We start from the raw sequence: 26021 nt of genomic DNA on the forward strand, positions 1-26021 counted from the left end.
TCCTACATTCGGCAAGCCATGACCACAGTGACAAACAGGGAAACGAGACCCTGTTGCACTTAGTTTATGAATCCAAGGGCGTCATCCTTCCTTGACTTCGCTACGGGTGCTTTGTTCCAATTACCGGACTGGGCATGTTTTGATTTGTTCCCTTTTTCACCGAATTCTGGAGGTCTCGAGTGTCAGCTCCTTCACCCGCGCGCGATTTCTGGCGCTGGCCCGCGTTGCTGCTTTGGTGCCTCTTCTTCTTCCTGGGACTCTGGCCGGAGTTGACCTATAACCTGCTGCGAGAGGCCGGGTATGTCTTCAGCCAGAATGCGGTCATCAATTCCTTTCACTTTATTTCCTGGTGCCTGACAGGATTTCTCGCCCATTTTGTCTACCACCGATGTGTGGAGGCGGGGCTGCCGCCGCTGGAAGCGATTGGCAAAGCCTTTCAGATTGGTTTGCTGGCCTTCGTGGCGTTTATCAACCTGCCGATCGAGGAAATTGTCCACATCCGAGACGCCATCGACCGGGCGCTCGTGCTGGGGGCGATCGGCCTCAAAGTATTGGTGTGGTTTTACTTATACGTACTTATTGCCCGGTACTACTGGGCCCGAAATCCCTTGATCATTTCCGATTCCATGCCCTGGCTCGCGTTGCGTCCGGCGGAATCGCCCCGTGCAACGCCGAAGGCGGCCAGCGCCTCGGTTCCGGAAAGCGAGCAAGGGACACCGGTAGAGAATTCGGTGGAATGACGCCGTATATGCCCCGGACTTCGGATCGGGTGTCAACGGATGGCGCTGGACTTCGTTAAGTCAGGAGAGCCTTGGGACACTCAGACGGCCTGGGGCCTTCCCTCGGCGAGCATGGCGACCTGTGAAGGGTTGCAACCTCATGGAGAGCTGGATCTGAACCGACCGACCGCAAAAAGTGATCGCGCGATGATGCCGCGCCGCGCCCGTCTCATGCTGGCCGCTTCCGCCCTGGTCCTTTCCTCGCTACCCTCCCCGGCGGGGACCCTGAGCATCGGACGGCCCGTCGTCCAGAATAACCAGTATACGTTTCCCGTGAACCTCCAGGGCAATGCCGAAGGGGTCGCCGCGCTGGATTTCCGCCTGGCTTATGACCCGGCCGTATTCAGCCCGGTCTCCGCGCAGATCGGCGCCTCCGGAGCGACCGCCCAGAAGCAGGTGAGTTCCAATGTCGCCGAGCCGGGCGAATTCATCGTGGTGATGATGGGCTTTAACCAGAACGTTGTGGAACCGGGCACGGTGGTGCAGGTTGTGCTGGAGAAGATCGGCGAACCGGCCAACGGCCAGTCCGAGTTGCAGATTAACGAGCCCACCATGGCGACCTATGAGGGTGTGGAGATCGATTCAAACGGTCAGGCCCGCGTGGTGAAGTTTGGCGAGGAGAACCAGGCCGAGGAAGTGGCGGAGGAGTCCCCCGCCGAGGAGCCAAACAACGACGCGGAGCGACCGGAAAGTCCGACGGAAGCGGAGGCGGATCCCGGCGCGCGACCGGCGGGTAGCTTCAAGTTCATCGTAGCCGAGCCCACCGAGAACAAAGATAAGGCCGCGACCAGCAAAGCAGCCGCCGGTAGCTCTGCGGGAGGCCTCGCGGTGGCGTCGGAGTCGCCCACGGGAAGCCGTGGCGGTGAATCCACGGCGACGACGGAACTTCCGCCGGGCAACGGGCCGAAACCGTCCACGGAGACGGGAGAAGAATCCATGGTGCTGGCGGGGAAGACTGCTTCCCTGAGCAGCCGCCGCAGCGCCGCGGAGGACGAAGCATCGGCGGCATTGATTCCTTCCACCGATGGGGTTCCGGCGCCCGCGGCCACCCCGCTGGAAGAGGAAAGTGGAAACCGAGGTGTACTATTTGTTACACTGCTCGCGGCGGTCATCGCACTGCCGGTCGCAGCATTCCTGGGGTTGAAGGCGCTGCGCAAGGATTAAACTCACTCGTTGGTGAAGACGATCTCTGCCGCGTCTGGCCCTGCCAGGCGCGGCACCTCACCGGAGATGTCGGATGCCCCCTCCGGCATCTCCTCTGAACTTGTAAGCCCCGCACGCGGTCACGCGTGCGGGGCTTTTATTTACGATGAGGTCTTCAAACGATGGGGCCGGAAAATTTTCCGTCGGCCACGCCATCTTCCCAGTCGATCATGCTGGACATGGACTCGATATCTTCGCGGGAAAACACACCCTTTTCCATCAAGAGCCGGAGTGTGGCGACCAGGTAGAGCTTGAGTTCCGCGTTTTCCGCGACAACCTGTTCCAGTCGCTCTTCGCTTGCGATGCGTTTCTTATCGGACCAGCGGGCGGCCTTCTTCAAGCGTTCGATTTCCTGCTCGCTGTCTTCGATATCCAGACGGTTACCGATGTCACCCAACAGAATTGTTCTGATCCAGCCCATGGCGTTCTCCTTGACCGTTCCAGTTTCGCCGGGCAGACGCGACCTTACCTGGCCGCGCGCCGGGCAATGACGATACCGCGGGCGGGCCTGATTTATTCACGAATCTGGATGGCCGGGCCCCTCAGTGGGCACCCTCTTTGGGTTTTTCTTCCGCAGGGGGCGCGGGTGGCAGTTCGTAGCACACGGCCTCGCGATCGTTGCGCACGAAGAGCTTGTTACGGGAGACCACGGGATGATTCCAAGTCTTGCTGTCAAGGGCTTTCAGTCGACCCTTTACTTCGATGGAGGAGGGGTAGGCGGCAACGAGTTGCACTTCGCCCTCTTCCGTCAGGAGGAGCAGCATATCCAGGGCATTGAGCAGAAGAATCTGGCCACCCAGGCGATCTCCGGTCCAGCGCATGAAGCCGTTTGCGGCATCGACGCACGCAAAGCGGTTACCGTCGAAGCCGTAGAGATAGCCATCATGAAAGACGTAGTCATTGAAATAGGGACGGAACTTCTCGCTGGTCCAGAGGATTTTGGGTACGAAGGTCTCCCCTTCCTTAACGACTTTGAGGAGCCGCGCCCCCTTGCCCTGGCCGGTGCCGGCTATCAGGGTGTAAAAATCGACCACATAGGGCTGGGCGACGCGGGGGTTGCTCTTGATATCCCATACGTCTTCCCAGAGCACCTGGCCGGTGGCGGGCTCAAAGGCCTCGATACCGTAGTTGCTGATCTGGAGAATCTGAGGGGCAATGGCCACTTCGGCAAAGTGGGGCGAACTGTAGCCGTTGGTGCCTTTGCCCGCGGCCCAGGCGAGTTCGCCGTTCTCGGTCTTGTAGGCGAGGAGGCTCTTGCCATCGCCCGCGCCCGCATAGGCGTAGACCAGCCCCCCCACGACGAGGGGCGAGCTGGAGAAGCCCCACTGGGGCACGCCCATGGACGCGTCTTCTCTCAAATCGCGCTTCCACACGGTCGCGCCGGTGGCCGCGTCGATACATTGAAGGATTCCCGTGGCGCCCTGGGTATAGAGCTTGCCCTTGTCGTAGGCCGGTGTGGCCCGGGGGCCGGAGCCCATGACGTCATCGAAGCGCTCGGGAACAACATTGCTCCACACCTCGGCGCCGGTGGCCACTTCGTAACACACGACCGCCTCTTCCGTGCCCCGCTGCTCCTGGGTAAACAGGTAGTCGCCAATCACGGTGAAGGAGGACCAGCCAAGGCCGACGGGGCGCCGCCACAACTCACGGGGCGGATTCGCGGCCCAGTCTACGCCGAAGCGGGCGACCATGTTGCGATTGTCGCGGCGGGCGCCTCTGAAGGCGGGCCAATCCTCGGGCTCGGGATTCAAGGCGACGGCGGCGGTCTTTCCAGTGACCGCCGTGGTGGCGCTCAACTCCGGCGGCCCGGCCCAGCGCCAGGCGATGAGGGGCGCCATGTTGCCATCGACGCCCGCGACTCGGGTGAAGCAGAAGAAAATCGAGCACAGGGCCATGGCCATTAACAGGAGACGGCGGCGCTCGGACCAGGCGAAGCGAACCGTGGCCACGAGCGTCAGCACGAGCAGCGTGGTCATGGAGGGAAGCACATAGACCAGCAGGAAGGGTGCAAAGGGACGGCTGACAAGGACGGGCAGCAAGGTCGCCGCACCAACGATTGCGAGACCCGTGAGGCGCTGACGCCAGGGTACCGACATGGACAGGCCCCACCACGCCGCGAGCGCCAGGGTACCCAGGATGGGAATGATACCGATACCCACATAGGTTCGGAAGGGCGTGGTGCTCGTATTGGCAACGTAGAGCGTGAAAAGCAGTTGGATGAGAATCACCGCGAAGGGAATGGTGATATTCAGCCGCGGCTCGACCGCCTCGACGGGTTCGACGGGTTCGGACAGTGCGGCGGACGCTTCCTCGGCGGGGATCGCCTCAGGCGGCGGGGCCGGGTCCGTGGTCGCGGACTCTTCGGGGCTCATTTCCTTTTCTGATGGTTCATCAGCCATTTCGCATATATCTCCGAAGGGTTGGTGTCCCGACAGCATAGCAGATGGGAAATATTTGGGAATAGTGAATCGTGAATGGGAAACGAAGCACGAAAGCTTCCCAAATGATGGTGTCCTCAATTCACTATTCTCAATTCACCATTCTAAATTCCTTAAACAAAACGCCCCGCTGCCAAAGGGGGTAGCAACGGGGCGATTTGCAAAGCTCATGGCGGAGGAGACAGGACTCGAACCTGCAAGCCCGAAGGCGGCGGTTTTCAAGACCGCTGCATTACCAATTATGCTACTCCTCCGCTGAAACAGGATTCGCTGGGCGGTATTGTACGCGATGCGGGGCGGCTGGGTAAAATTGCGGTTTGGGGGAAGCTGACCGATCAGACCGATCGGTCTGATCGGTCTGAGTCGCGCGCTTCACCCCGCCGCCGCAATGGCAGGAGCCTCCGCCGCCGGTGCTTCCGCCGGTGCGGCGGGAATCGCGAGAGGCGGGCGCGGCTCCAGGGCGCCGAGGCAGAAGAGCCAGCGTTTGTTGGCGTTGGTGCTCTTGATGATGACGTGGTTGACACCCGGCTTGAGATCGACCCGGAAACGTTCGAGGCCGGGGCGGACCGCGCTTCGGGAATTGGCCTGCTGGACGAGGACGCCGTTGACCCAGACTTGCGCGTTGCCGATATTGGAGGCGAAGCCGAGGTCGGTGGGCCCGCCCTCCGGGGATTCGATGGCCTTGTAGGCCATGGCGCCGGATTCCTCGAACTGATCGTCCTCCGGGAAGAGCACGGGCCCGAGATTTACAAGACCGAGGGACTGCTTTGGCTCGATAGTGACCCAGCCTGTGAGGTCCAGCGGCGCTCCTTCGGGCGTGAGGGCGGCCTTGGTGTTTTCTTCTTTGAAGTAGGCCTCCGAACGGTCCACCTTCACGCGGGGGGAGACTTGCCAACCCTCATAGAGGCGGCTCCATTGCAGCGCCTCGCCCTTTTGCAGGGGCGTGAGCGGCGCGGCGGTGGCCCAGGCCGCCAGGTCGATGGGCGCACCGGCGGCCTCGGCCAGTTGGGCGACTTCGCCCATCCAATCCGACACGAGCAAGTTGCCGGGCCGCGCGGCGATGGCTTCGTCCACGGCGGCTTGCATCGCGGGGATGTGATCCGCCGCCACCGTCTTCCCGATGGATTCCATGAGCCCTTCGCGGTCCCCGTAGGCCGGGCTGATGGCACGGTAGCGCGCAAAGGCTTCCACGGGACGTCCCGCTTCGGCGTCGATCACGCAGATCTCGGCCAGTGCGCGATCACGATTGCTCGTGCCAAAGCCACCATCGGCGATTCGGTTGAGCATGACAATCTCGGCGTCTTTGTTGCCCGCGTCCTGGCAGAGTTTGGCGAAGTGACGCCATTGCCACTCTTCGAGCGTGGCGGTTTCGGCGAAGGCGAGCAGCACCGATAAATCCGCGGCATCACCCCCGTGGTAGGCCGCGAGCTTCTCGAAGAAAGTCACGTTGTCGCCTTCGGGCATGCGCTCGCGCAGGGCGGTCATGGCGAGGGTGAGGGCTTCGGGTCCGCCGGATTTCGCGATGAAGGCCATGAGCGCGGGATTGCCGCGCATCAAGGAGGGGTTCTGCTGGAGGAGGGCATGTACCTGGGCGGCGGCATCGTCGAGTGCGTCGGCCTCGGCCAGGGCCTGTAGAATGGTGATCCGCTGATGGTCCTCCAACGATTCGAGGGTGAGAGCGCGCTGCCATAAGGCGCTCGCGGTCGCCTTGTCTTCCATGCCTTGGAAGAAGGCGGCGAGGTCCATGAGGTCGCCGACATCGGTCAGGGGCAGGGCCAACACGTTGTCGCGCAAGGCATCGCTACGCTGCGCCACGGGCACGCTGCGGTAACCCGCCGCGATGGCGCGGATCAACATGGGATCGTCGAGCGGCGGTGCTTCCAGGAGGGGAAGGAGTTGGCCCTCGGCGGCCAGGATGGAACCGTAGCCGGCGGCCACCTGCCCCGCCATGGTGGGCGGTACGGCGGTGAGGGCACGATCAAAGAGCGCGCGCGCGCCGGCGGTGTCGCCGTCCTTCAGCAGGATACGGCCGAGCTGTCCGTAGGCGCCCAGTTCGGCGGGGAAAGCCTGGATTCGTGCTTCGAGTATTTCGCGCGCAACGGGGCGGAAGAGCTCCCGATCCGCCTGTGCGTAGATCTCGCGGAAGGCGCGCTGGTTCTTGTTTTCGCGCCAGAGTGCGAGGGCTTTTTCCGTGTCGCCGGTTTCGAGATAGGCGTTCATGAGCGCTACGCCGTTGCCATTGCGAAATTCGGCGTGGCGCATGCCTTTTTCCATGTAGGGAATCGCTTCCGCAAACTTCGACGCGCCGATGAGCGCCATGCCGATCTGGCCCGCGATCTCGGGAGACTTGTTCCACGCGGCCAGGGCCTCGATGGTGCCGAGGGCTTCGGCATCGCGATCGGCGGCGAGATAGGTGCGCGCGATGTTCGTGGTGTCCGTCGCCTCTATGCTCAGCTCGTGGGCACCGGGCAGCGCGGCGCGGATCGCGAGGGCGTCGTCGTAACGCTTCATGCTTTCGAGCACCCCCGCCTTCCGGGTGAGGTGATCGCGGCGTCCGGGCTGAAGCGCCAGCAGGACATCGGTCACTTCCAGGGCGGAGAGGCGATCACCCATCTGCGTGTAGGTATCCGAGAGCGGCGCGAACAGGGCGACGAAGGGTGGTGTTTCCGCCAGGGCGCGATCACGAATGGCATCGGCGAAGGCGCGGCCATGGCCCACTCTCTGGAAGCCGCCCACGAACTCGCGAAGTTGGTATTCGCGATCCCAGCGATCACCGTGGCGGACGAATTTCCAGAGGAGCGCCACGACGTCCTCTACGGTTCCGTATTGCAGCACGGCATTGCGGATTCCGTCGTTGTGAAAAATCTGGTTGCTCACGAAACCCGAGTCCACCTGGGACTTCGCGAACAGGTAGGCCTCTTCCAGGTAGCCCGCTTCGGTGAGGAAACTGAGACAGGCGTTGAAACGCTTGTCGTCGGGGGCCGCCTCGAAGGCCGCTTTGAGACGTTCCGCGCAGGCGCGCGCCTTGCCGAGCGTCGCCTCGTGCCGGGCGAGTCGATCATCCATCTGTTCAACTTCTTTCGCGTCCAACGTCGCGGCGCACTGATCGCGGAGGGCCCGGGCGCGATTGACGTGGCCCTGGGCCAGATAGAATTCGAAGGCCACGAGGGCGTTGTCGCTGTTCATTTTGGCGGCGAGTAGATCGTCGAAGAGTTTGAAGGCTTCCGGCTCGCGGTTGTTCAAAACGAGGGTATTGGCGAAGCGCCGACGCGTGGCGGCATCGTGTTCGTTGAGGGCGAGGAGCTTCTCGCACCAGGGCAGGGCCTCGGCGGGCTTGTTGTTGCGCTCGTGGAGGTCGATGATGCTGTTGAGCAGGAACTTGTTCTCCGGCTCCCGTTCGAGGAGGGGCGTCAGCATCTGGAGGGCCTGGGCGTAGGAGGTTTTTTCATCGCGGACGATGTTGTCCACGAGGCCTTCGGCGGGTCCTTTGATTTCCTGGGCCAGCATTTCCTGGACGAGTTCCTCCAGACCGTTACCCTCCATGTACATGTTCATCGCGATGCCGTCCATCTCGCGGGTCTTCTTGCGGTTTTTCAGGTAGAAGTCTTCCGCTTCTTCGTAGAGGCCGAATTCGTAGAGGCCGCGCATTACGTTTTCGAGTCCCCACTGACCCTGCTGATCCGCGTATTTCCGATAGGCCTCCATGGCCCTGGTCCGGTCGCCCGCGGAGAGATACACTTGAGCAAGGCGCTGCTGATCCCAGAAATTGGTCATCATGCCGTCTTTCTCGAGTTGCTCGACGACGGTGAGGGCGTTGTCCTGATACTCGCCCATGTTGATGAGGATGTTGACGGCATTGCCGTCCTGTCGGGCCTTCATCACTTCGAGCAGCAGGGGCTGGGCATCAACGAAGCGGTGCTCGGCCATGGCGATGTGGGCATCGACCGACTTGGCGATGAGATCGTCGGGCTTGTCGATACGGGTCAGCTCGTTCTTGGCTTTGAGTTCGTCGAGTCGCCCCGCAGCCTTGTATTGGCCCACCATCTGGGCGAGGGTGTGCTGATCGATGTAGCCCTGGGTACGCATGACGGGCGAGTCGAACCACTTGGCGAAGACTTCGAGGGCCTCGTCATCCCGGCCCATTTCGCGAAGGATACCGGCGAGCTCGGTGCGGTAATAGCTCTGGCCGGGTTGCATGTCGATGATTTTCAGATAGAGCTCGCGCGCCTTATCGAATTCGCCGTCATTGCGAAACTGCCAGGCGAGATTCTGGAGCTGGTCGGGCGTGCGGGCCTGCTTGACCATGTCCTCTTCGATCTTCGCGAGGTCTTCACCCTTGCCCATGCGTTGGTAGAGGTTGCGAATCTGCCAGCCCATGCCGCTGTAGAGGCCGGGGCGGCTCTTGATGAAGGATTCGTACTGGGCGATGGCCTCCTGATATTTGCCCGCCTGTTCGTAAAGCTGGGCCAGGGCCGTGGCTGCCTTCACGAAGTGGGGCCGCTTCTCGATGAGGCTTTTGTAAAGCTCGATGGCCTTGTCCTGATCTTCGTCGAGGGAATACAGCGACGCCAAGTGCTCGTGGGCCGAAACGGAGGCGGGCTGCTGCTCCAGCCGGGTCTTGAACTCGGCGATGAGCTCGTCCTTTTTGCCCGCGGACTTGGCGTATTGAAACCAGGCGCGCAGGTTGTCGTCGATGGACATGCCGGAGGACTGGTAGTAGCCGCCGTAGTAGTAAAAGTTCGAGTTCCGCCCCGAGCCGCCCCGCACCTTTCCCTCCCAGGCCTCTCGGGCAAGTTCCATCGCTTTTTCGTAGTCGTTGTCCTCGGCATAGAGGGCGGCGAGCATGGAGAGGGCTTGCGCATTGCGCTGGAGTCCGGCGAGTTGCTCTTCGAGGAGCGCCTTCGCCAGTTGCGGCTTTTCTTCCTGCTTGAGCTGCTGAATCATGGCCACGAGATCGTTGGGCGGCGTGCCCCGGCGGGCGAGTTCGCGAATGCGATCGGCGGCTTCTTCGTGACGGCCCGCCGCCATAAGGGTGGTCGTTTCCGCACGAAGAATATCACGGAGTTGGCCGGGGTAGAGGTCGCGCAGTTGGGCATAATTCTCCAGCATTGCGTCGAACTTGTCTTCCTGCTCATCGATATAGATGCACAGGTTGTAGGCCGTGGCATCATCCACTTTTCCCGCGACAAAGGGAGCGAGTACTTCGCGGGCTTTGGCGTAGTCCGTTCCCGCGACGTACTGCGTCGCGAGCAACTGGCCGAAGATCCACGCGCGCTGACGGGCCGCGGCACCCTCGCCCGTGGTAAACTTCGCGGCCTCGTCGTGGAGGCGCTGCATGAAGGCCGCCTCTTCTTCGCCGTCGAGCAGCTTGGTCATCTGCTCGATCGCACTCGAGCGCGCGTAATCGATGCTGGTGGTGATACCCAGGTTGCGCAATTGATAGTAGGCGCCGCCGCCGTAGTACACGTTTTGATTATTCGCGCCGATGCGGGGCGCATAAATACTGACGCGACGACCCCGGGGAATCTGGTAGGCGTAAGGATCCTGATCGTCGTCGTCGAAGAGAATCTCCTCGAAGATCTTTCGCGCCTGTTCGGTATCGGCGGTTTCCGTGTAAGCGTAGGCCAGGCTCTGGCGGATGTTCTTCCTGAACTTGGGATCGAGGTCGCCCAGTTTGGCTTGCATGGCGGCGATGACGTCTTTCTCGGCATACTGTGCGGCCAAGTTCACGGCCATGCTGAGGACGCTCTGGTCGTCGCGGTTGCCGTCGATGAGGCTGGTGAGGAGGGTGCGCGCTTCGTCTTTCTTTTCCGCGCGAAAATAGAGATAGACGCGGGCGAGGTCGCTGCTTTTCTTACGCGTGGGTTGGAGAACGTCGATCTGAGCGAGCTTCTCCAGGGCCTTGTCGGTCTGCTGGGTGTAGGAATACTGGACCGCGAGTTTGTCGAGTATATCGACATTTTCGGGTTGGAGGGCGGACAGGGCTTCCGTGGCGGCGTGGGCCTCTTCCTGCTTGTTACAGTTCTCATAGACCAGGATTAGATCCTCGTGGGCCTGCTGAGAATTGGGGTTTTCCTCCACGCGCTTTTTATACGTCGCGATGAACTCGTCAATGCCGATGCTGTTTTCGGCCATGCCGGCCATGGTGGAAATGACCTGGGGCCGGACGCCTTCAAAGGAGCCGCCGCGAAGTGAGTTCCCATAGTAGTAGCGCTGGCCCGGCTGGTAGTGGGGTGAGAACATGTCCACGCGCTCGTAGCCCATGCGCGCGCGCTGTATCTGCTCCACTTTCTTTTCGCGCTCTTCCTCTTTCTTCGCTTTCTCCTTGTCGGCCTCGCTCGGACCGAGATCGAGAAGAAGTTGGAGTTGTTCGTAGGCCTTGCCCATCTCCTCCTGGCCCGCCAACTCCTGGGCATATTCGAAGCGAAGGGAAAAGTTGTGGGGGTCTTTTTCCAAGGCCGCTTCGGTCGCGGCGGCGGCCTCTTCGCTGAATCCCGCCTGTCGCAGGGCCTTGGCCAGGGTGATGTAGGCCTTGGGATTGTCTTTATCTTCATCGACAATGCGTTGCCACGTGCTGCGCGCTTTGTCGAGGTCGCCCAACTGGGCATAGACCTGGCCCAGTCGCTCGTACTCGAAGGCGGTCGCCTTGCCGGAGAGGGCGATGAGCTCCTCAAAGTAGCGGACGACTTTCTCGAAGTCCTGGGCTTCGTAGCTCGCGCGCACGAGGGACTTCAGGGCCTCGCCCTTGTCATCCACGGCGTTGTAGCCACCTTCGAGGATCTCCAGCGAGCGGGCGCTGTCCCCCGCCTGGACGTGGATCGCGCCCAGCTCCTGATAGGCCGCGAGGCGCTTGGGCGTGCTGCGGACACGGCTTTGAAATTCGGCGAGGAGACTTTCCAGCTTACCCTCGCGGAGGTGAATCTGAGCGAGTGCATTGACCGCCTGAAGGCGCGTCTCGTCTTCCTTCGCCGTGTCCAGCATTTTGCGGAAGGCATCCTGCGCCTCGCCAAGACGATCCTGGCTCTGGAGGGCCTGGCCGTACTGGCGATAGTAGTCGGGCTCGTCGGGCGAAAGGCGCAGGGCACCACGATAGGCTGAAAGCCCATCGTCGTACTGCTGATAATTCATGTAGACCTGACCCAGGTTCAGGTAGGCCTCCGCGTCGGCGGGCGACAGCTCCACGACTTTCTTTGCGGTCTCAATGGCCTCGTCTTTGAAGTCGGCCTTAAGATAGATATCGAGCAGCTCGCGATAGTAACCACCGGCGCGGTTGGCATCCATGGCGATGAGCTTGTGGTAGAGTTCGATGGCTTCCTCGATGCGGCTGCCGCGGGTGTAGGCGTCGGCGAGGGCCTTGACGTAGTTTGCATCTTCCGGCTTGAGCTCCACGCAGCGCTCATAGAGCCCGAGGGCGGAGGTGTTGTCCCCGGAGCGTCCATACATGCGCGCGAGGCGCATGAGCAAGTTGGTATCTTCCGGATTCGCGCGGACGGCGTCCTCCCACTCCTGCTTTTTCTCGGCCAGGATGCCCAGCTTACCGTAGGCGTCGAGCAGGCCGCCCTCGCCGCGATCCTGGAAGTATTCGTTCTCCGTCTGGTTGGCCATTTGCTCGAAGAGCGGCAGGGCCGCGTCGAACTTTTCCTGCTCCATAAGGTTCTTCGCGAGGGCCTGGGCGTACTCCAGGTTGGCGGGATCTTGCGTGTGGGCCTGAGCAAGGAGGGCCTCAGCCTCGGGGATGTATTTGAAGGTTTCGAGAATCGAGGCGACTTCGGCGCGCTCCGCGGCCGGACTGTCTTCCTTGAGCACGGAGGTCCACAGGGCTTTCGCGGCGTCCCCCTCCCCACCGGCGTGTTTCAACGCCGCCAGCTTGAAGGTCCACTCGCGATTGGGCTCCATGGCGAGGGCGGCTTCATACTCCGCGATGGCCTCCGGCGCGAACTCGTACATCTCCATCCACTCCGCCAACTGGGCGTGCTGACTGGCGGTGGGGGTAGCGTCGATGACACGTCGCCACGCGGCCTTGGCCTGATCGGGCTGATTGCGACGGAGATAGACCTCGCCGAGGCGGCGCAGGTAGTCGGGCTCGGTGGGATACTGTGCGATCAGTGTTTCGTAGGTCGCGGTCACATCATCGGGCCGCTCCATGCGCTCGTAGAGCGTGATGAGGTGCTCGTGGGTGGCGATGCGGGACGGATCGCGCTCGAGGATCTTTTTGTGCTCCGCTTCGGCCTCGGCGAATTTCGTCATGCGGGTGTAGGTCTCGGCGAGGAGATCGCGGAACTCGGTGTCGGCGGGATTGGCTTCGAGCTTTTCGTTGAGGTAGGTCGCGAGGCCCTGGAGATCACCGAGATCCTGATAGACGCCGACGAGGCGCATTTTTAAATCTTCAAAGAGCCAGTTGCCGGGCGAAACGAGATCGAGGGCCTGCTCGAAGGCGGCAATCGCCTCGGGGTAGGCCTCCATGGCGATGCGGGCGCGGCCAATGGCGCGAAGGGCGCGGCACCTTTGATAGGGGTCGTTCGCCGAGGCCTCGGAAAGTTGGCTATAGGCGGCAATGGACTCTTCCCACATGCGGTTGTCTTCGTAAATCTCCGCGAGTTCGGTCTGGGCGAAGGTGTCGCCGGGGTTGTCCTCGGCGAGGCGCTTCCACGCGGTGATGGCTTCGTCTCGCTTGCCCTGGCGCATGTAGAGGTTGCCGAGGATGCGGACAACACTGGAGCGCGCCTCGGGATCGATGGGCTGCTCCAGTGCGGTGGTGAGAAGGGCGGCGGCCTTGCCGTCCTGGCCATTCTCGTAGTAGAGGCGGCCCATGAGCAGATCGAGCTGGGGATCCTGCACGCCGAGTTCTTTGGCCTTCTCCAGGGAGACGATGGCCTCGTCGGTCTTGAACTGGCGCTCCTGAATGCGGCCAAGGAGAACCCAGTTTTCTTTCGTGGGCTCGCCCTCGGCGGGCTTCAGCTTCGCGACCCAGGCCTCCACGCCTTCGGCTTCGAGGTAGCTCGCATAAACGCGATCAAAGGCGCTGTCCTGCATGGGGGTGCGGATGAGGACCTGCTCGTAGCGCTCGCGGATCTGTTGCGCGCGCTCGGGGGAAACGGGTTCTTCCTGTGCCGCGACGGGGAAGACGGCCAGCGCCAGTGCGATGAAAAGTGCCCGAATTTTCATGATCGATCCCTTTGTGTAAGCTCTCTCTACATTTCGCATGCGGCCCATGGCTGTCGTAGGGGGCCGAATGGGTCTTATGGGTCTTATGGGTCTTATGGGTCTTATGGGTCGTATGGGTCGTATGGGTCGTATGGGTCGTATGGGTTCGATGAACGGCATCCTTCACCCTTCACCCTTCACCCTTCACCCTTCACCCTTCATCCTTCATCCTTCATCCTTCATCCTTCATCATTCATCCTTCATCCTTCATCCTTCATCCTTCACCCGTACCGCTGATCGCCGCCGAGCAGGCGCACGCCCGCCAAGTCGAATCTCCGGACCGCCACATCGGCCACGAAGAGGAATAATGCCGCTATCAATAACCATGGCCAAATCTGGGTGCGCACACGCACCGCTTCTTCCGGACCCACGGCCATGATTTCATCGAGGGTGGGATTCAGCTTGCCGCCGGTCGCCGCCGCCATCTCGGTCAGGAATTCGGTGTTGGTGGCCAGATGGCGGTATTCGGGCTTGTAGGAGATCGTGAGGCCGCGGGTGAAATCGGAGTACGTCTCTTCGCCGGATTCTTGACGAATCTTGAAGAGGTAGCTGCCTGTTTCGTTTGTGTTTACTTCGGCCTCGTATCGGCCCGGCGCGGTCTGCTTCAGCGGAACAGACTCCATTTCCAGGGAAGGGCGCACCAGTTGCACGGCGGTGTTGAGGCCATTGACGAAATTGCCGTCTTCGTCCACGGAGTCGATGATGATGTGACCCGCGCTGCCTTTGAAGGCAATCTGGGTTTCGTTGCCCTGGTTCTGCGTCACGCGCATGGTGTCGCGGACGACCTGGGCCCAGAATACGTTGTAGCCCGGCCAGCCGAGCCAGTCACCCGCCCAACGGCTCTTGGCATCGGACATGAAGGCGACGGTCTTGCCGAGACCAAAGCGCCAGGTGGCCAGGAGGGGATCGCCGCGCTCGGTGATGAGGGGCACCTCGGCGGTGGCCTTGGCGGAGCACACGACATAGCCGAAGAGGAAGGGCGTGCTGTTCCAGTCGATGCCCTGGATCACCGGGTGGGTGCGCAGCACCTGGGGCAGGAAGGGCTCTTCCACGAGAGAGGACTTCGACGCGGACATGGTTTCTTTGGTGAAGATCTGAGGGATGTCGTAGGGGTCGGCGGTGAAGTAATAGCGGCCCCGGCCCCAGCGGGCAATGTCCTGCAGCAGTGCCGTATCGGCGCCCTCGCCCACGGCGACGGTGGAGACGGTGACGAGATCGCCCACCATGCGATCCACGATGCCGGCGTAATCGCCTTCCTGGGACTGGCCGTCGGTGAGGAGAATCGCATGCTTGAAGGTGGCGGAGACGCCCGCGAGGGCGGTGGCGGCTTCCTCCATGGCCGGGGCGATATTGGTGCCGCCGCCGGCTTCGATGCTTTCGATGGTTTGCAGCACGCCCCCCTGGTTGCCCGCGCTCTGGAGATCTACGACCCATTGGGGCTCACCGTCGAAAGCAACGACGCCCACGTAGTCGCGGCTGCCGAGGAGTTCCACGGCGGCAACGGCGGCCTCCTTCGCGAGCTGCATTTTTTCGCCGCCCATGCTGCCCGACTTGTCGATGACGAGCATCATGGCGAGGCTGGGCGTGTCTTTCTTCTTCTCGGAGCGCATCCGCACGGGCAGGGCGCTCTCGATGGAGGTGCGGTAATAGCCGCCGAGGCCGAAGGATTCCTCGCCGCCGAGCATGATGAAGCCGCCACCGAGATCTTCGATGTAGCTGCGGAGGAGGGACATCTGCTGGACGGTCACGTCGGTGGCGGGCACGTCGGAGAAGATGACGGCATCGAAGGCGGCAATCTCTTCGAGTGTGCCGGGCATGCCCTTGCTCTCGCGAAAGTCCACGCGGATGTTTTCCGCTTCCAGCGCGCGGGCGAGGTGTCGGCCTTCGCGTTCTTCGCCTTCGAGCAGGAGCACGCGGGGCTCGCCGGAGACGAAGACCATGCCGGACGAGACGTTGTTGTCGACGAAGAAGTCGTCGGGCGTGGTGACGCGGAGTTCATACTTCACGAGGCCGTCGGGGGGATTGGATTCATCGAAGGAGAGGGCGTTGGGGCCCTTCTTCAGGTCGATCTCCTTCTCCCCCACTTTGAACCCATCGCGATAGAGGGTGAACTGGCCTTTGGTGTCCTGGGTGGCGTGGGCCGTGGCCGTAATGCCGAAGGACTGGCCGCGCTTTACTTCCGCGGGCACCTGGAGATCCTCCAGCAGCACCTCGGGCTTTTCCTCGCGGGTGTAGGCCATCGTGTGGACTTTCACGCCGTGGGCCGCGAGTCGCCGCGCCGCGCTGAGAGCGTCGCCGTCGGTCTCGTTGCCGTCGCTGAAAACAATAACTTTGTTCACCTTTTCGTGGGGCATGATCTCCCGTGCGAGATTGAGCGCGTCGGCGAGGCGGGTCTCCTCCCCCGCTTCGGGCACGGCGATGGTGTCGGGAAACTCGGGATGCATCACCACGGGCTGGACCAGCTCGGGTGTGGACGCCACAGTAACCAAGCCCGCCATGGAGGGGTTGCTCACGCGGGTTTCGAGCTGATCGAGGAAAGTCTTAAGCTGGGTGGGCGCGTCCTTCGGCACGGAGTCGGACAAATCGGCCACGACGAGGACGGCGGGATCGTCGGTGGTGCGGAGCCAGAGGGCGTCGGAGAGCGCCAGGACAACGAGGAGCACCACGATGCCGCGCACGAAGGCGGAAAGGAGCCGCTGACCGAGGGGGCTGTCCGTGAGCGAAAAGCGCAGCACGGCGAAGAGCAGGGGCAGCGCCACGAGCAAGACGAGAAACAGCGGGCTTTCAAACTCAAATTGCATATGCTACTCCACCCAGCGCCGGTGAAAGAGACCCCACTCCAGGAAGAGTAGGGCGAGTGCCGCGATGGCCACCATGCGCCACGGCGCGGCGCCGATGCGGAAGCCATCGGTAATTTCCTGCAGGGGCTTCTCGCTCTTGACGGGCAGCCCTTCAGACACGGCGATGTTGGCCTCGCGGCGATTGTTCAGATTCGCGGCGAAGAGGGGTACGACCTCGCCCGAATCGGTGATGGCGCTGTAGACGCCCGCGCGATCCACGGGGACGGACTCGAGCGCGGTGGGTGTTGCTTCCTCGGTGGTTTCAGGTGTCTCCGCTTCCGGTTCCACCGTTTCACCGGGCGCGAGCACCCTGGTGATCTTCGATTCGCCCGCGTATTGCGCGATGGCTTCGGGACCGAGGACGGTGCCCATTTCCGGGGCCCGCCAGGCATCCTGATCGTTGCCGCCGGTCATGTAGCGGATGGTGTTCGACACCAGAATCGGGAAAGCCACGCGGAGGGGGAGATCGGAGGACGTGGTGTTAAAGCCGACGACCATGGTCATGGCGGGCTTGGATTCGTCCAACAGCACGAGGGGATTCTCGAAGGACTGGATCAGCGGGGTGAAGGTCTCGGGTGCGGTGAGACGCTGGCCCGCTTCGATGGATATATTGGAAAGCTGGAGGTGACGATTGACGGGGTGCTCCTGGTCCCACTCGGTGATGAGGGGCTCGCCGATCTCGCCGCTCGCCGTGATGCCGAGACTTTCGGGCCACTTGCCCACATAGATGGCGTGGCGCTCGGGGAGCGTCTCGGGCACAAATCCGTCGAAGATGATGACCCTGGCTTCGAGCGTGGCGGCCTTCTCGGCGTATTGCGCGGGCGTCATGCTTTCGAGCGCGATGGCGTCGTCGGTCATGAGGGCGCTCTCGAAAAAGTAATTGCCCTCCGTCACGAGTGCGACGGGCACCACCACCGCCGGGGGCAGCACCGCGTAGGCCGTGTTGTCGAGTTGGAAGGCGTCGTCCCAATCGGCCACGAGCTTCACCGTGCCGCCGGTGGCGCTGAACTGGCGCAACGAATGATTGAGGATGCCCCGCGCGGGAACGGTGATCTCGTCGGCGTCCACGAGGTTGTCGCCCACGTGGATTTCGAAGGGCAGGGTGACTTCGGCGTCGCTTTCGTTGGCGACGGTGAACATGATCTCGAAATCGCGGGGCAGCGCGGGCAGGGGGCGCACCTGGAAGGCGGTGATGCCCACGTTTTCCTTGGCCTCGCCCACAGGGAGGTAGGCGAAGCGCATTTTCTCGTCGCCCTCAAAAGGCACGGTGTCAAAGGCGCCGTCGCCGATGACGTAGACCCACGTTTCGCGCTCGTCGGGCGGGAGTTGTTTCAGCAGCGCGAAGGCGTCGGCGAAATTGGTGCCGCCGTGGCCCGCCGCGATACCGTCGAGGGCTTCGTGTAGGGTCCGCCTACTGGAGGTGAAGGGCATGTCCGTTTCCGGGTGTGCGCCAACGGAGACGAGCATGGCGGTGTCGCCCGAGGCCATGCCGGTGATTACCTCGCGGGCTTTGAGCTGCGCCAGGGCGAAGCGGGTCTGACCGGATTCGTCGGTGAGCATGCTGGCGGAAGAATCGAGGAAGATCACGATGCGCCGCGCGCCCAGGGTGTCTTTCGCGAGGATGGGTTGCGCGAGGGCGAGTATGAGCAGGAGTAGCACGAGCAATTGAAGGAGCAGCGAAAGAATCTTGCGCAGCTTCGTGATGGAGGCCACGCTATGCTCGTCGCGAAGGATCTCGTCCCAGAACATGAGGGTGGAGACAATAACGCGACGGCGTTTCTGCTTCAGGAGATAGAGCAGAATGACGGGAATGAAGAGCAGGAAGCCGAGAAAGGCCAGGGGAGTGAGGAAGCTCATTGCAGCAATTTCCCCCGGCGCAGCATGTGCACGATGGTGTCCTGGAAGGGCGTGCTGGTGACGCAGCGCGCGTAGCCTATGGCGCGGGAGCGGCAGAACTGCTCCATCTTCGCGCCGTGGCCTTCGAAGACCTGCCGGTACTTTTTCAGCAATCCTTCGGTTAGCGTGACGTCGCGGGTGCGTCCCGACTCACCGTCGATGAGGCGCAAGTCGCCGAGCAACTCGGGGGCGGCTTCCTGCGGTGAGACGAGGTGGATCACGTAGGGATCGAACTTCTGGTAACGGAGGGCGTTGAGTCCGGGAATCACGCCCTCGCGGTCGTAAAGATCGGAAATCAGTATCGCCATGCCACGTTTCTGGCTGCCGCTGCTGAAGCGCTGTAGGGCGGCGCGCAAATCGGTGACGCCGCCGCTCTCCCGACTTTCGAGGAAGGAGAGGAGGCGGAAGACCTTGCCTTTGCCCCGCAGGCGCAGGGACTCCGCGGCGGTCGTGGGGACGTTGTCCACGAAAGGCACGATGTGGACGCGGTCCATGCTGGCGAGGCCGAGGTAGCCGATAGCGGCCGCGAGGCGGCGGGCATAGATGAACTTGTCGGGGTTGCCGAAGGCCATGCTGGCGGAACAATCAATCAAGATGTAGATTTGGAGGTCTTCCTCTTCCTCGAAAAGCTTGAGGAAGAGGTGGTCGGTGCGAAAGTAGACGCTCCAGTCGATGAAGCGGAAGTCGTCGCCCGGGGAATAGGGCCGGTGGTCGGCGAACTCCACGCTGACGCCTTTTTGCCGGCTGCGCCGCTCGGCCTTCATCTGCCCGCTGAGGATCTTGCGCGCGATGATGTTGAGATAGGCCAGCGTCTCGATGAAGTTGTCATCGAAGAGGGGCTCGGCGGTTTTGGCCGTCTGGGTTGCGGTAGCGGTCATTGCAATCCTTCGGTGACTTGGCGAGGTCATACAAGCTCAAAGGTCATCGCTTTTAGCTTGCAGGGACTTCAGGGACGACAGAGACGGCAGGTAACGGCAACCTGTTGTCCCTGACGTCGCTAATGTCCCTGCAATTTTCATGGTGTGCCCGATCTCTATCAAGCGCCGCGATGGCGACACCCAATCACGAAACGTTTACCGTCACCTTTTCGATAATTTCGTCCACGATGGCATCGGTGCTGATCTCTTCCGCCTCGCCTTCGAAGTTCAACAGGATGCGATGGCGCAGGGCGGGCTTGGCGACGGCGCGGATGTCATCCTCCGCGACGTTGAAGCGCCGATCAAGCAGCGCGCGCACTTTGCCGCCGAGGACCATGGCCTGGAGGCCGCGGGGGCTGGCGCCGTACTTGCCGTATTGCTTCACCATGGGTGTGGCGCGGTCCGACTCGGGATGGGTGGCGATGAGGAGATTGGCGGCGTAGCGCTCGACATGCTCGGCGATGGGCATGTCGCGCACGGTGCCCATGAGCTGCACGACGGTCTCATCCTTCAAGGTCACGTCGGCGGATGGCATGGCGCGGACGGTGGTGCGGCGCGATACTTCCACAAGGTCGTCGACCGAGGGAAATTTCACCAGGAGTTTGAAGAAGAAACGGTCGAGCTGGGCTTCGGGCAGCGGATAGGTGCCCTCCATTTCCAGCGGGTTCTGCGTGGCGATCACGAAGAAGGGACGCTCCAGTTTTCGGGTCTCGCCGGCGGTGGTGACGGAGCGCTCCTGCATGGCTTCGAGGAGCGCGGACTGGGTCTTGGGCGTGGCGCGATTGATTTCGTCGGCCAGCAGAATCTGGGTAAAGATGGGGCCGTGCTGGAAGGTGAAGTGCTTGCGCCCCGCGTCGTCTTCCATCACAATGCGCGTGCCGATGATGTCCGTGGGCATGAGATCGGGCGTGAACTGGATGCGGGAAAACTTGCAGGAGAGTGTATCCGCGAGGGTGTGGACCAGGAGGGTCTTGCCGATGCCGGGCACGCCTTCCAGGAGGATGTGGCCCCCGGCGAAGAGGCCGATGAGGATCTCTTCGACGATTTCCTTCTGCCCCACGACGACCTTCGCAATCTCTTCGCGCACTTGATTGAAGGCGACAAGAAACTGGGCGACGTCCTGCTCGAATTGACTGTTCACGGCCATGCTGATCCCACTCCCAGCGCCCTTGGGCGCGGTTTGACTCGGTCTTCCTCTCAAATTCTTTCAGCGTCCTTTGGCACTATGGAAACTTTCTGAAAGAATGTGGCACATTTTTCCAAATTCTATTGTTATCGTCCTGCTTGCTTCACTATCCGCACGAAGCCAGAGGGATGCACTTCACCTGCTTGCACGTACGGATAGCCCCCTACTTGCTTATGGCATGGACGGCGAATGGTGATCATTCGCCGGACGATTTATTCCTCGGGCCGGATGGCCTGGAAGTAACGTTTCACGTGGAAGCGGTGGCTCAGGGGGATGGCCTCCTGGTCCAGGGCCTGCTCGGCCACGGCGGCGTACTCGTTGTACATTTCTTTCGCCTCGACGGTGCTGGCGGAGGTTTGACCTTCGGTCATTTCCACCTCGCTCTCGACCGGGCCCTCGCCCGCCATGCCCTGCACGTTGAGCATTTCGCGATAGCTGTCTTCGAGGCCTTTACCTTCACCCTCCGCTTTTACCGAGCCCAGCCCGGCGTTGTTGGACGGTTTATCGCTCTTCGAGGTGCTCTCGCCTTTGCCGATCTTGGCCAGCAGGGATTCTTTGTTGCCCATATTGCCCTTGCAGGTGCCCAGGCAGTTGGAGAGTTTCTTCATCTGGCGCAGACTGTTGCACTGGCCCATTTTGCCCTTCAAAGACTTGAAGGAACTCTTGATGCCTTCCTTGTCGTCCGTCTTCACAGATTGGGAGGCGTTGTCGAAGTCCGCGCCGAGGGTGCCCTTCTCTCCTTTGCCCAGCTTCGCCGCGGCCGCACCCATGTTGAGGGCAAGCTGCTCTTTCTCCTCGGGGCTCAGTTCATCCTTCTGGAGCTTGGCGTCGAGCTTGTCCAGTTCCTTCGCCGCTTCGTCCAGCTTGTCTTCCTTGATGGACTGGGCCACCTGCTGGGCGGCGGTGCTGGCCATGAGGTGGGGCACCACCTGGTTCAACTGGGCGTTCATTTCCTCCACGCCCATCGCCTCCATCTTCTCCTGCAATTCCTTGTCCATGCGCGCGAGGGCGATCATCACATCGCGCTCGTTCATATCACCCTGTTCGAAGCGCTCCTGCACTTCTTTCAGCTTCTCCACGAGTTCCTTGAGGTCTTCTTCCTTCGCCAGCTTCTCCACCTCGTTTTTCAGGGACTCGACTTCGGCCAGTTGAAGCATCTTGATGGTATCGATGGCGGCATCCGCCGTGGGGGTCTGGTAGACCGACGGCACAAAAAAGCTGGCGACGAAAATGCCGAAGGCCACGAAGGCCCATCGGGGCAGGCGGGAATGCTGGAGGGTAATCAGAGAACCGAGATCAACGTCGTGAGCGGTGCGGAGGGCATCGCGCACCTGAAGGGTCTGCTCCTGGGTGAGGGATTCCTGGCCGAGGAATTCCCAGGCGCTGCTGATGCGATCTTTGAGCCCGGCCCGCTCGTCCATCTCAAAGGCGTGATGCAGGCGGGTGCCACTGCGCAAGAGCGCGTAGCCCGCCGGGATCACCATGAGGGGAATGAGCACAGAAAGGGCTATGGAAAGGCTGTAGGCCCCCTCAAACCACGCCTGGTCCACGGCCACCGCGAGGGCTCCAATGGGTAGAAGTGCCAGAGCGAGCCGACAGAGCACATAGCCCCACATTTCCAGAAGCAACCACAACTGCAACTGTTTGAGAAATCGGCCCAGTACGGATTGCCACGTGCGATTCATGGTTTAAAGCCCCTTTGGTGTTTTTTGCTCACTGTCGTAGTGCGTATCAGTCTAAACGGGCTGCACACATCTGTCAAGCACTCTTTTCCGAGTGTAATCCGACAACCGCGCACAAGGTTTCACGCCGGGACACGACCGCCGACCGGCCCGGCCCGCCCTTCGAGAACGTCGGTAGCCACGAAAAGGTTTACCTGTATAACGGTTACAGGGCCGGAGTATTCGACCTTGAATTGGGAAATATGTCCGCCGTAACCTTCCGACACTACCGCTGGTACCCAGCTCGCCTCTTGGTACAGTGCGTAGGCGAATGATGCCTGGTTCTGCTACACTCCAGGACGTTCCATCGGACTCAACAGACCGATTGGGCGGATCGGATTATTGATATTGAGGCTTGATTGAAACGTGCATACCCTTCGCCCCATGCTCCTCTTGTGCTGCGTGCTGGCGCTGCTCTCCCTTGCCGGCTGCGCCAAGAGCGCAAAACACCGGGAGCGCATGTCGCTCTCTTCCGGCTACACGCCCACCCTGGCGGATGTCGCCAAGGCCTACAACGAAGCGTGCGTCGGGGGAGGTCGAGAATCCAACAATTGCGCCCATTATCTGGCCGATGCGTTTATCCGGGCGGGCTACACCGACTTGAAGACCTCGAAGCTCATCACCGAGCGCTGCAAGTGCGGCGCGGGCCGGGCGGTGCGGTCGCAGGACCTGCTGAAGTGGTTTCAGGAGAAATCCCTGCGCTTCCATCAGGGTCGCCCCGAAGCGAACACGGGATTCTGGGCGGCCTACCAGGAGAAGCCCGGCGACCGACATGTGACCCTGATCGACACGGCCACGGGCAAGTTCTACGGCACGGCGGACTGCAAGGACTGGCCGGTGCAGTGGTATTACCAGTGGTGAGCGTGAATCGGGTGCCAGGCGCGCGACCCGCCATATGACCGACATCCCCGAGGGCGAGAGCGCGCCTCCCCGCAAGCGGCGCGTGAAAAAGGTGGATGGCGACGAGGCCGCGCCCCGAAAGAAGGCCGCGCCGCGCAGGCCCCGCGCCAGGGTTCCGGTGCCCATCCTTCCGGAGGAGGATCCGGACAAGACCATCGAGCTCCCGCGACTTCCCGAGGAGGAAGAGACGGGTGCGGCATCGAAGCCTTCCCTGCGGCGGCGGCTGGCCCGGCTTGGCCTGAAGTACGGTTCCCGGGCACTCCTCCTCTTTGTGCTGCTTTCCGCCTTATGGATTCTAACCTATCGTTTCATCAATCCGCCGGTCACCCCGCTGATGATCCTGCGCCACTTTCAAGACGAGGAGGATTTGCGCAAGCGCTGGCGGGACGGCGACGCGATTGCCCCGGAATTCCTCCTGGCGGTGGTGGCGGCGGAAGACCAGATGTTCTTCCAGCACAACGGTTTCGACTGGAAGCAGATTGGAACGGCGATCGACGAGCGCCTCAAGGGGGGACGCCTGCGCGGGGGTAGCACCATCAGCCAGCAGGTGGCGAAGAACGTTTTTCTGTGGCCGGGCCGCTCCTGGGTCCGCAAGGGTCTGGAGGCCTGGTTTACCGTAGGAATTGAACTCTGCTGGTCGAAGGAGCGTATTCTCGAGGTCTATGTGAACGTGGCCGAAATGGGCCGGGGCATCTATGGGGTGGAGGCGGCGGCCCAGCATTACTTTCAGAAACCGGCGGCGGACCTGACCCGCGCCGAGTGTGCCCTTCTGGCGACCGTACTGCCGGATCCGCGGGACCGCTCTCCCCGCGCGCCCACAGGCGCCATGCGGGATCGCCAGGACTGGATTCTCGGGCAGATGCGCAATCTCGGCGGGGTGGCGTTTCTGGAGCAGGCGCGCGAATCCGGCATGCCGGAACAGGCGCCATGAGGGACCCGGGGTGTTCGAACGAGGCGCTTGCCACGCCGGTGCTTCGTGGCTGGCTGCGGGGGGCGGGCGTGGTGCTCTTGTGCGTGACCGGGGGACTGGCTCTGGTGGGCATGCCGCTGGAAACCACGACGCCCGCGCTGGACCCATCCTGGGTGGAAGCCTACCTCCATTTCACCAAGACCGGGGCACAGGCGGGCGTGGACTACGTGTTTACCTATGGCCCGCTGGCCCACTTCATCGCGCCGGTCTACGATCCGGATCTCTATGCGCTTGATATCGCGGTGGCGGTGATGATGGCGATCATGCTCATCGTCCCCTTTGCCTGGGCGGCGATACGTCGGCAAAATCTGGTGACCACGCTCTGCCTGCTCTGGCTGGTCTTCATCCTGGTTCCCCGCTCGATGGGCAACGAAGTGGGCACCTGCGTCGCCATCATCACGATAACGATCCTGCTGCTGGAGGATTCTCGAAAGTCTTCCGCGGTCTACGCCCTCCTCGGAGCGTCCTTCGCCTTCTTATCCTTGTTGAAGTTTTCCATGACGGTCATGTGCTGCGCGAGTATGGGCGCGCTCATCCTTCAATGGTTCCTACCGGAAAACAGGTCCGGGCGGCCGGTGTGGATCGGGGCGCTTCTGGGCGCCTACGGCATTGCCTTTCTCTTCTTTTGGATTCTCGCAGGCCAGGAGATGCGCAATATCCCCGCCTACCTGATTGCTTCGGTCGAAGTCTCGCGCGCCTACGTGATGGGCATGCACACCCCGATGGATTCGCGGCATTTTGCCTTCGGCGTTGCGCTCGGGCTCCTCTTGACAGCACAGATCGCTTTTCTCGCCATCCGGGGAAAAGACGCCCTCCCCAATAGACGCGCGGTGCTGCTCTTCGCAGGCCTGGCCTTGCTGCTGGCCTGGAAAATGGGGGTCGCGCGGGCACAGCCCCCAAAATTCTATGTACCCGCCGCGGCCGTTTCCGTCTTGCTGTGCTCAACGCTCCCCAGTACGCCGCTGCGCCGGGGCTTGCGGCTATCGGCGCCGCTGATGGCCCTCACGCTGGCCACTCTGGGCATTCTCTCCATCTACGAGCGCACCCTCCGCGAACACATCGAATGGTCGTTTTTCGGCGCCTGCAAAACCGTCTATGGCCTGGCGACGCCGGGGGCACGGCGCGAGGACTACGACCGAATCCGGGACAGCTACCGCAAGGCCTTTGCCCAGCCGAAGCTTCAGGCACTTGTGGGCCGCGACACGGTGGACATAATCCCGCCGATTCAATCCTTCGTGTTTTTCAACGATCTGAACTATCATCCGCGTCCGGTTTTCCAGGGATATCAGGCTTGCAGCCCGCGGCTGGCCCGGCTGAACGGAGACTTTTACGATTCCGCCGAGGCGCCGACCTATGTGTTGCGCCTGCCGGTGCTGAGCGCCATCGACGGGCGCTTCCCCATGTCGGAGGATGCCGAGGTCTTGAAAGCGCTCTATCGCAACTACCGCCCAATCCTCCGGGACCGGGACGTTCTGGTGCTCAAGCGGGTGCCCGACGCCCAGCCCGGCGACTCGGATGGGGAGGTTGCACGCCAGACGGGTCTTGGCCGTATCGGCGCGTGGATCCCGCTGGAGAACCCCGGGCCAAACTGGCAGTTGCTGTCGCTCTTCCTGAAACCGAGCGTGGCGGGGCGGCTCCGGACGCTGGTCTATCAGCCCCCCATGCCCCTGATCGAGATACGGCACAATGATGGCGCCGTGGAGACGTGGCGTATCAACATCGGATCCATGGAGAGCGGATTCATCATCAACCCCGTGTTCGAGCCGATCACCGCCGTGGAGGAATGGCCGGGCGCCTCCGCGTCCCGCCGGGTGGAAGCCATTCGCGTGACCGTGGCCGGGAAACGGGACTGGGTGCTCCAGCCCGACTTCGAATATAGCGTGGTGACGGTGCCTCCGCTGGCGCGTCCGGTGGATTGACTGGACCGATCGGACGGATCGGAGCGATCCGTTCGGCGCCGGGGCGAG

At 62.0% G+C, this 26021-nt stretch carries 13 protein-coding genes and 1 tRNA gene; 5 read left to right on the forward strand and 9 right to left on the reverse strand.

Annotated features, from left to right (window positions below):
• Window positions 1-179 precede the first annotated feature (179 nt).
• Window positions 180-740, forward strand: coding sequence for a hypothetical protein (locus JNK74_11865; GenBank protein ID MBL7646874.1), 561 nt, complete (start codon window positions 180-182; stop codon window positions 738-740).
• A gap of 186 nt (window positions 741-926) precedes the next feature.
• Window positions 927-1943 (forward strand): hypothetical protein, encoded by a 1017-nt coding sequence (locus tag JNK74_11870; protein MBL7646875.1) that lies wholly within the window; start codon window positions 927-929, stop codon window positions 1941-1943.
• Between the two features lie 154 nt (window positions 1944-2097).
• On the opposite strand, the gene JNK74_11875 is transcribed toward JNK74_11870, so the two are convergent.
• The 9 genes from JNK74_11875 to JNK74_11915 all read right to left on the reverse strand — a co-directional run bounded on the left by JNK74_11875 (window position 2098) and on the right by JNK74_11915 (window position 22148).
• Window positions 2098-2403, reverse strand: coding sequence for a hypothetical protein (locus JNK74_11875; GenBank protein MBL7646876.1), 306 nt, complete (start codon window positions 2401-2403; stop codon window positions 2098-2100).
• A 121-nt stretch (window positions 2404-2524) separates the two neighbouring features.
• Window positions 2525-4381 carry a PQQ-binding-like beta-propeller repeat protein gene (locus JNK74_11880; GenBank protein ID MBL7646877.1) on the reverse strand — a complete coding sequence of 619 codons (1857 nt, stop codon included), beginning with the start codon at window positions 4379-4381 and terminating at the stop codon, window positions 2525-2527.
• A gap of 209 nt (window positions 4382-4590) precedes the next feature.
• A tRNA-Ser gene (locus tag JNK74_11885) sits at window positions 4591-4674 on the reverse strand.
• A gap of 118 nt (window positions 4675-4792) precedes the next feature.
• On the reverse strand, window positions 4793-13585 hold the full coding sequence (locus JNK74_11890) for a tetratricopeptide repeat protein (GenBank protein MBL7646878.1): 8793 nt from the start codon (window positions 13583-13585) through the stop codon (window positions 4793-4795).
• A gap of 260 nt (window positions 13586-13845) precedes the next feature.
• On the reverse strand, window positions 13846-16425 hold the full coding sequence (locus JNK74_11895) for a VWA domain-containing protein (protein MBL7646879.1): 2580 nt from the start codon (window positions 16423-16425) through the stop codon (window positions 13846-13848).
• A 3-nt stretch (window positions 16426-16428) separates the two neighbouring features.
• Window positions 16429-18321: a BatA and WFA domain-containing protein gene (locus JNK74_11900; GenBank protein ID MBL7646880.1), complete on the reverse strand. Its 1893-nt coding sequence runs from the start codon at window positions 18319-18321 to the stop codon at window positions 16429-16431.
• Window positions 18318-19238: a DUF58 domain-containing protein gene (locus tag JNK74_11905; protein ID MBL7646881.1), complete on the reverse strand. Its 921-nt coding sequence runs from the start codon at window positions 19236-19238 to the stop codon at window positions 18318-18320. The genes JNK74_11900 and JNK74_11905 overlap by 4 nt, the downstream gene beginning before the upstream one ends.
• 184 nt (window positions 19239-19422) lie before the next feature.
• Window positions 19423-20424, reverse strand: coding sequence for a MoxR family ATPase (locus JNK74_11910; protein MBL7646882.1), 1002 nt, complete (start codon window positions 20422-20424; stop codon window positions 19423-19425).
• A 251-nt stretch (window positions 20425-20675) separates the two neighbouring features.
• Complete coding sequence (locus tag JNK74_11915; protein ID MBL7646883.1) at window positions 20676-22148, reverse strand: hypothetical protein; 1473 nt, start codon at window positions 22146-22148, stop codon at window positions 20676-20678.
• 402 nt (window positions 22149-22550) lie between these two features.
• Here JNK74_11915 and JNK74_11920 point away from each other — a divergent pair, with 402 nt between their 5' ends.
• The 3 genes from JNK74_11920 to JNK74_11930 are packed head-to-tail and all read left to right on the forward strand — an operon-like array spanning window position 22551 to window position 25973.
• A complete protein-coding gene (locus JNK74_11920; protein ID MBL7646884.1) occupies window positions 22551-23045 on the forward strand; it encodes a hypothetical protein in 495 nt (164 codons plus the stop codon).
• A gap of 34 nt (window positions 23046-23079) precedes the next feature.
• Complete coding sequence (mtgA, locus tag JNK74_11925; protein ID MBL7646885.1) at window positions 23080-24015, forward strand: monofunctional biosynthetic peptidoglycan transglycosylase; 936 nt, start codon at window positions 23080-23082, stop codon at window positions 24013-24015.
• Window positions 24012-25973, forward strand: coding sequence for a hypothetical protein (locus tag JNK74_11930; GenBank protein ID MBL7646886.1), 1962 nt, complete (start codon window positions 24012-24014; stop codon window positions 25971-25973). The genes mtgA and JNK74_11930 overlap by 4 nt, the downstream gene beginning before the upstream one ends.
• Window positions 25974-26021 lie beyond the last annotated feature (48 nt).

The organism is Candidatus Hydrogenedentota bacterium, from assembly GCA_016791475.1.
Taxonomy (GTDB): Bacteria; Hydrogenedentota; Hydrogenedentia; order Hydrogenedentales; family JAEUWI01; genus JAEUWI01.

Excerpts from the sequence above, each read along its gene's own strand:
- JNK74_11880 (MBL7646877.1), bottom strand. The coding sequence starts at position 4,381 with ATGGCTGATGAACCATCAGAAAAGGAAATGAGCCCCGAAGAGTCCGCG.
- JNK74_11905 (MBL7646881.1), bottom strand. The coding sequence starts at position 19,238 with ATGACCGCTACCGCAACCCAGACGGCCAAAACCGCCGAGCCCCTCTTC.
- JNK74_11930 (MBL7646886.1), top strand. The coding sequence starts at position 24,012 with ATGAGGGACCCGGGGTGTTCGAACGAGGCGCTTGCCACGCCGGTGCTT.
- JNK74_11870 (MBL7646875.1), top strand. The coding sequence starts at position 927 with ATGATGCCGCGCCGCGCCCGTCTCATGCTGGCCGCTTCCGCCCTGGTC.
- JNK74_11875 (MBL7646876.1), bottom strand. The coding sequence starts at position 2,403 with ATGGGCTGGATCAGAACAATTCTGTTGGGTGACATCGGTAACCGTCTG.
- JNK74_11900 (MBL7646880.1), bottom strand. The coding sequence starts at position 18,321 with ATGAGCTTCCTCACTCCCCTGGCCTTTCTCGGCTTCCTGCTCTTCATT.
- JNK74_11895 (MBL7646879.1), bottom strand. The coding sequence starts at position 16,425 with ATGCAATTTGAGTTTGAAAGCCCGCTGTTTCTCGTCTTGCTCGTGGCG.
- JNK74_11910 (MBL7646882.1), bottom strand. The coding sequence starts at position 20,424 with ATGGCCGTGAACAGTCAATTCGAGCAGGACGTCGCCCAGTTTCTTGTC.
- JNK74_11890 (MBL7646878.1), bottom strand. The coding sequence starts at position 13,585 with ATGAAAATTCGGGCACTTTTCATCGCACTGGCGCTGGCCGTCTTCCCC.
- mtgA (MBL7646885.1), top strand. The coding sequence starts at position 23,080 with ATGACCGACATCCCCGAGGGCGAGAGCGCGCCTCCCCGCAAGCGGCGC.
- JNK74_11915 (MBL7646883.1), bottom strand. The coding sequence starts at position 22,148 with ATGAATCGCACGTGGCAATCCGTACTGGGCCGATTTCTCAAACAGTTG.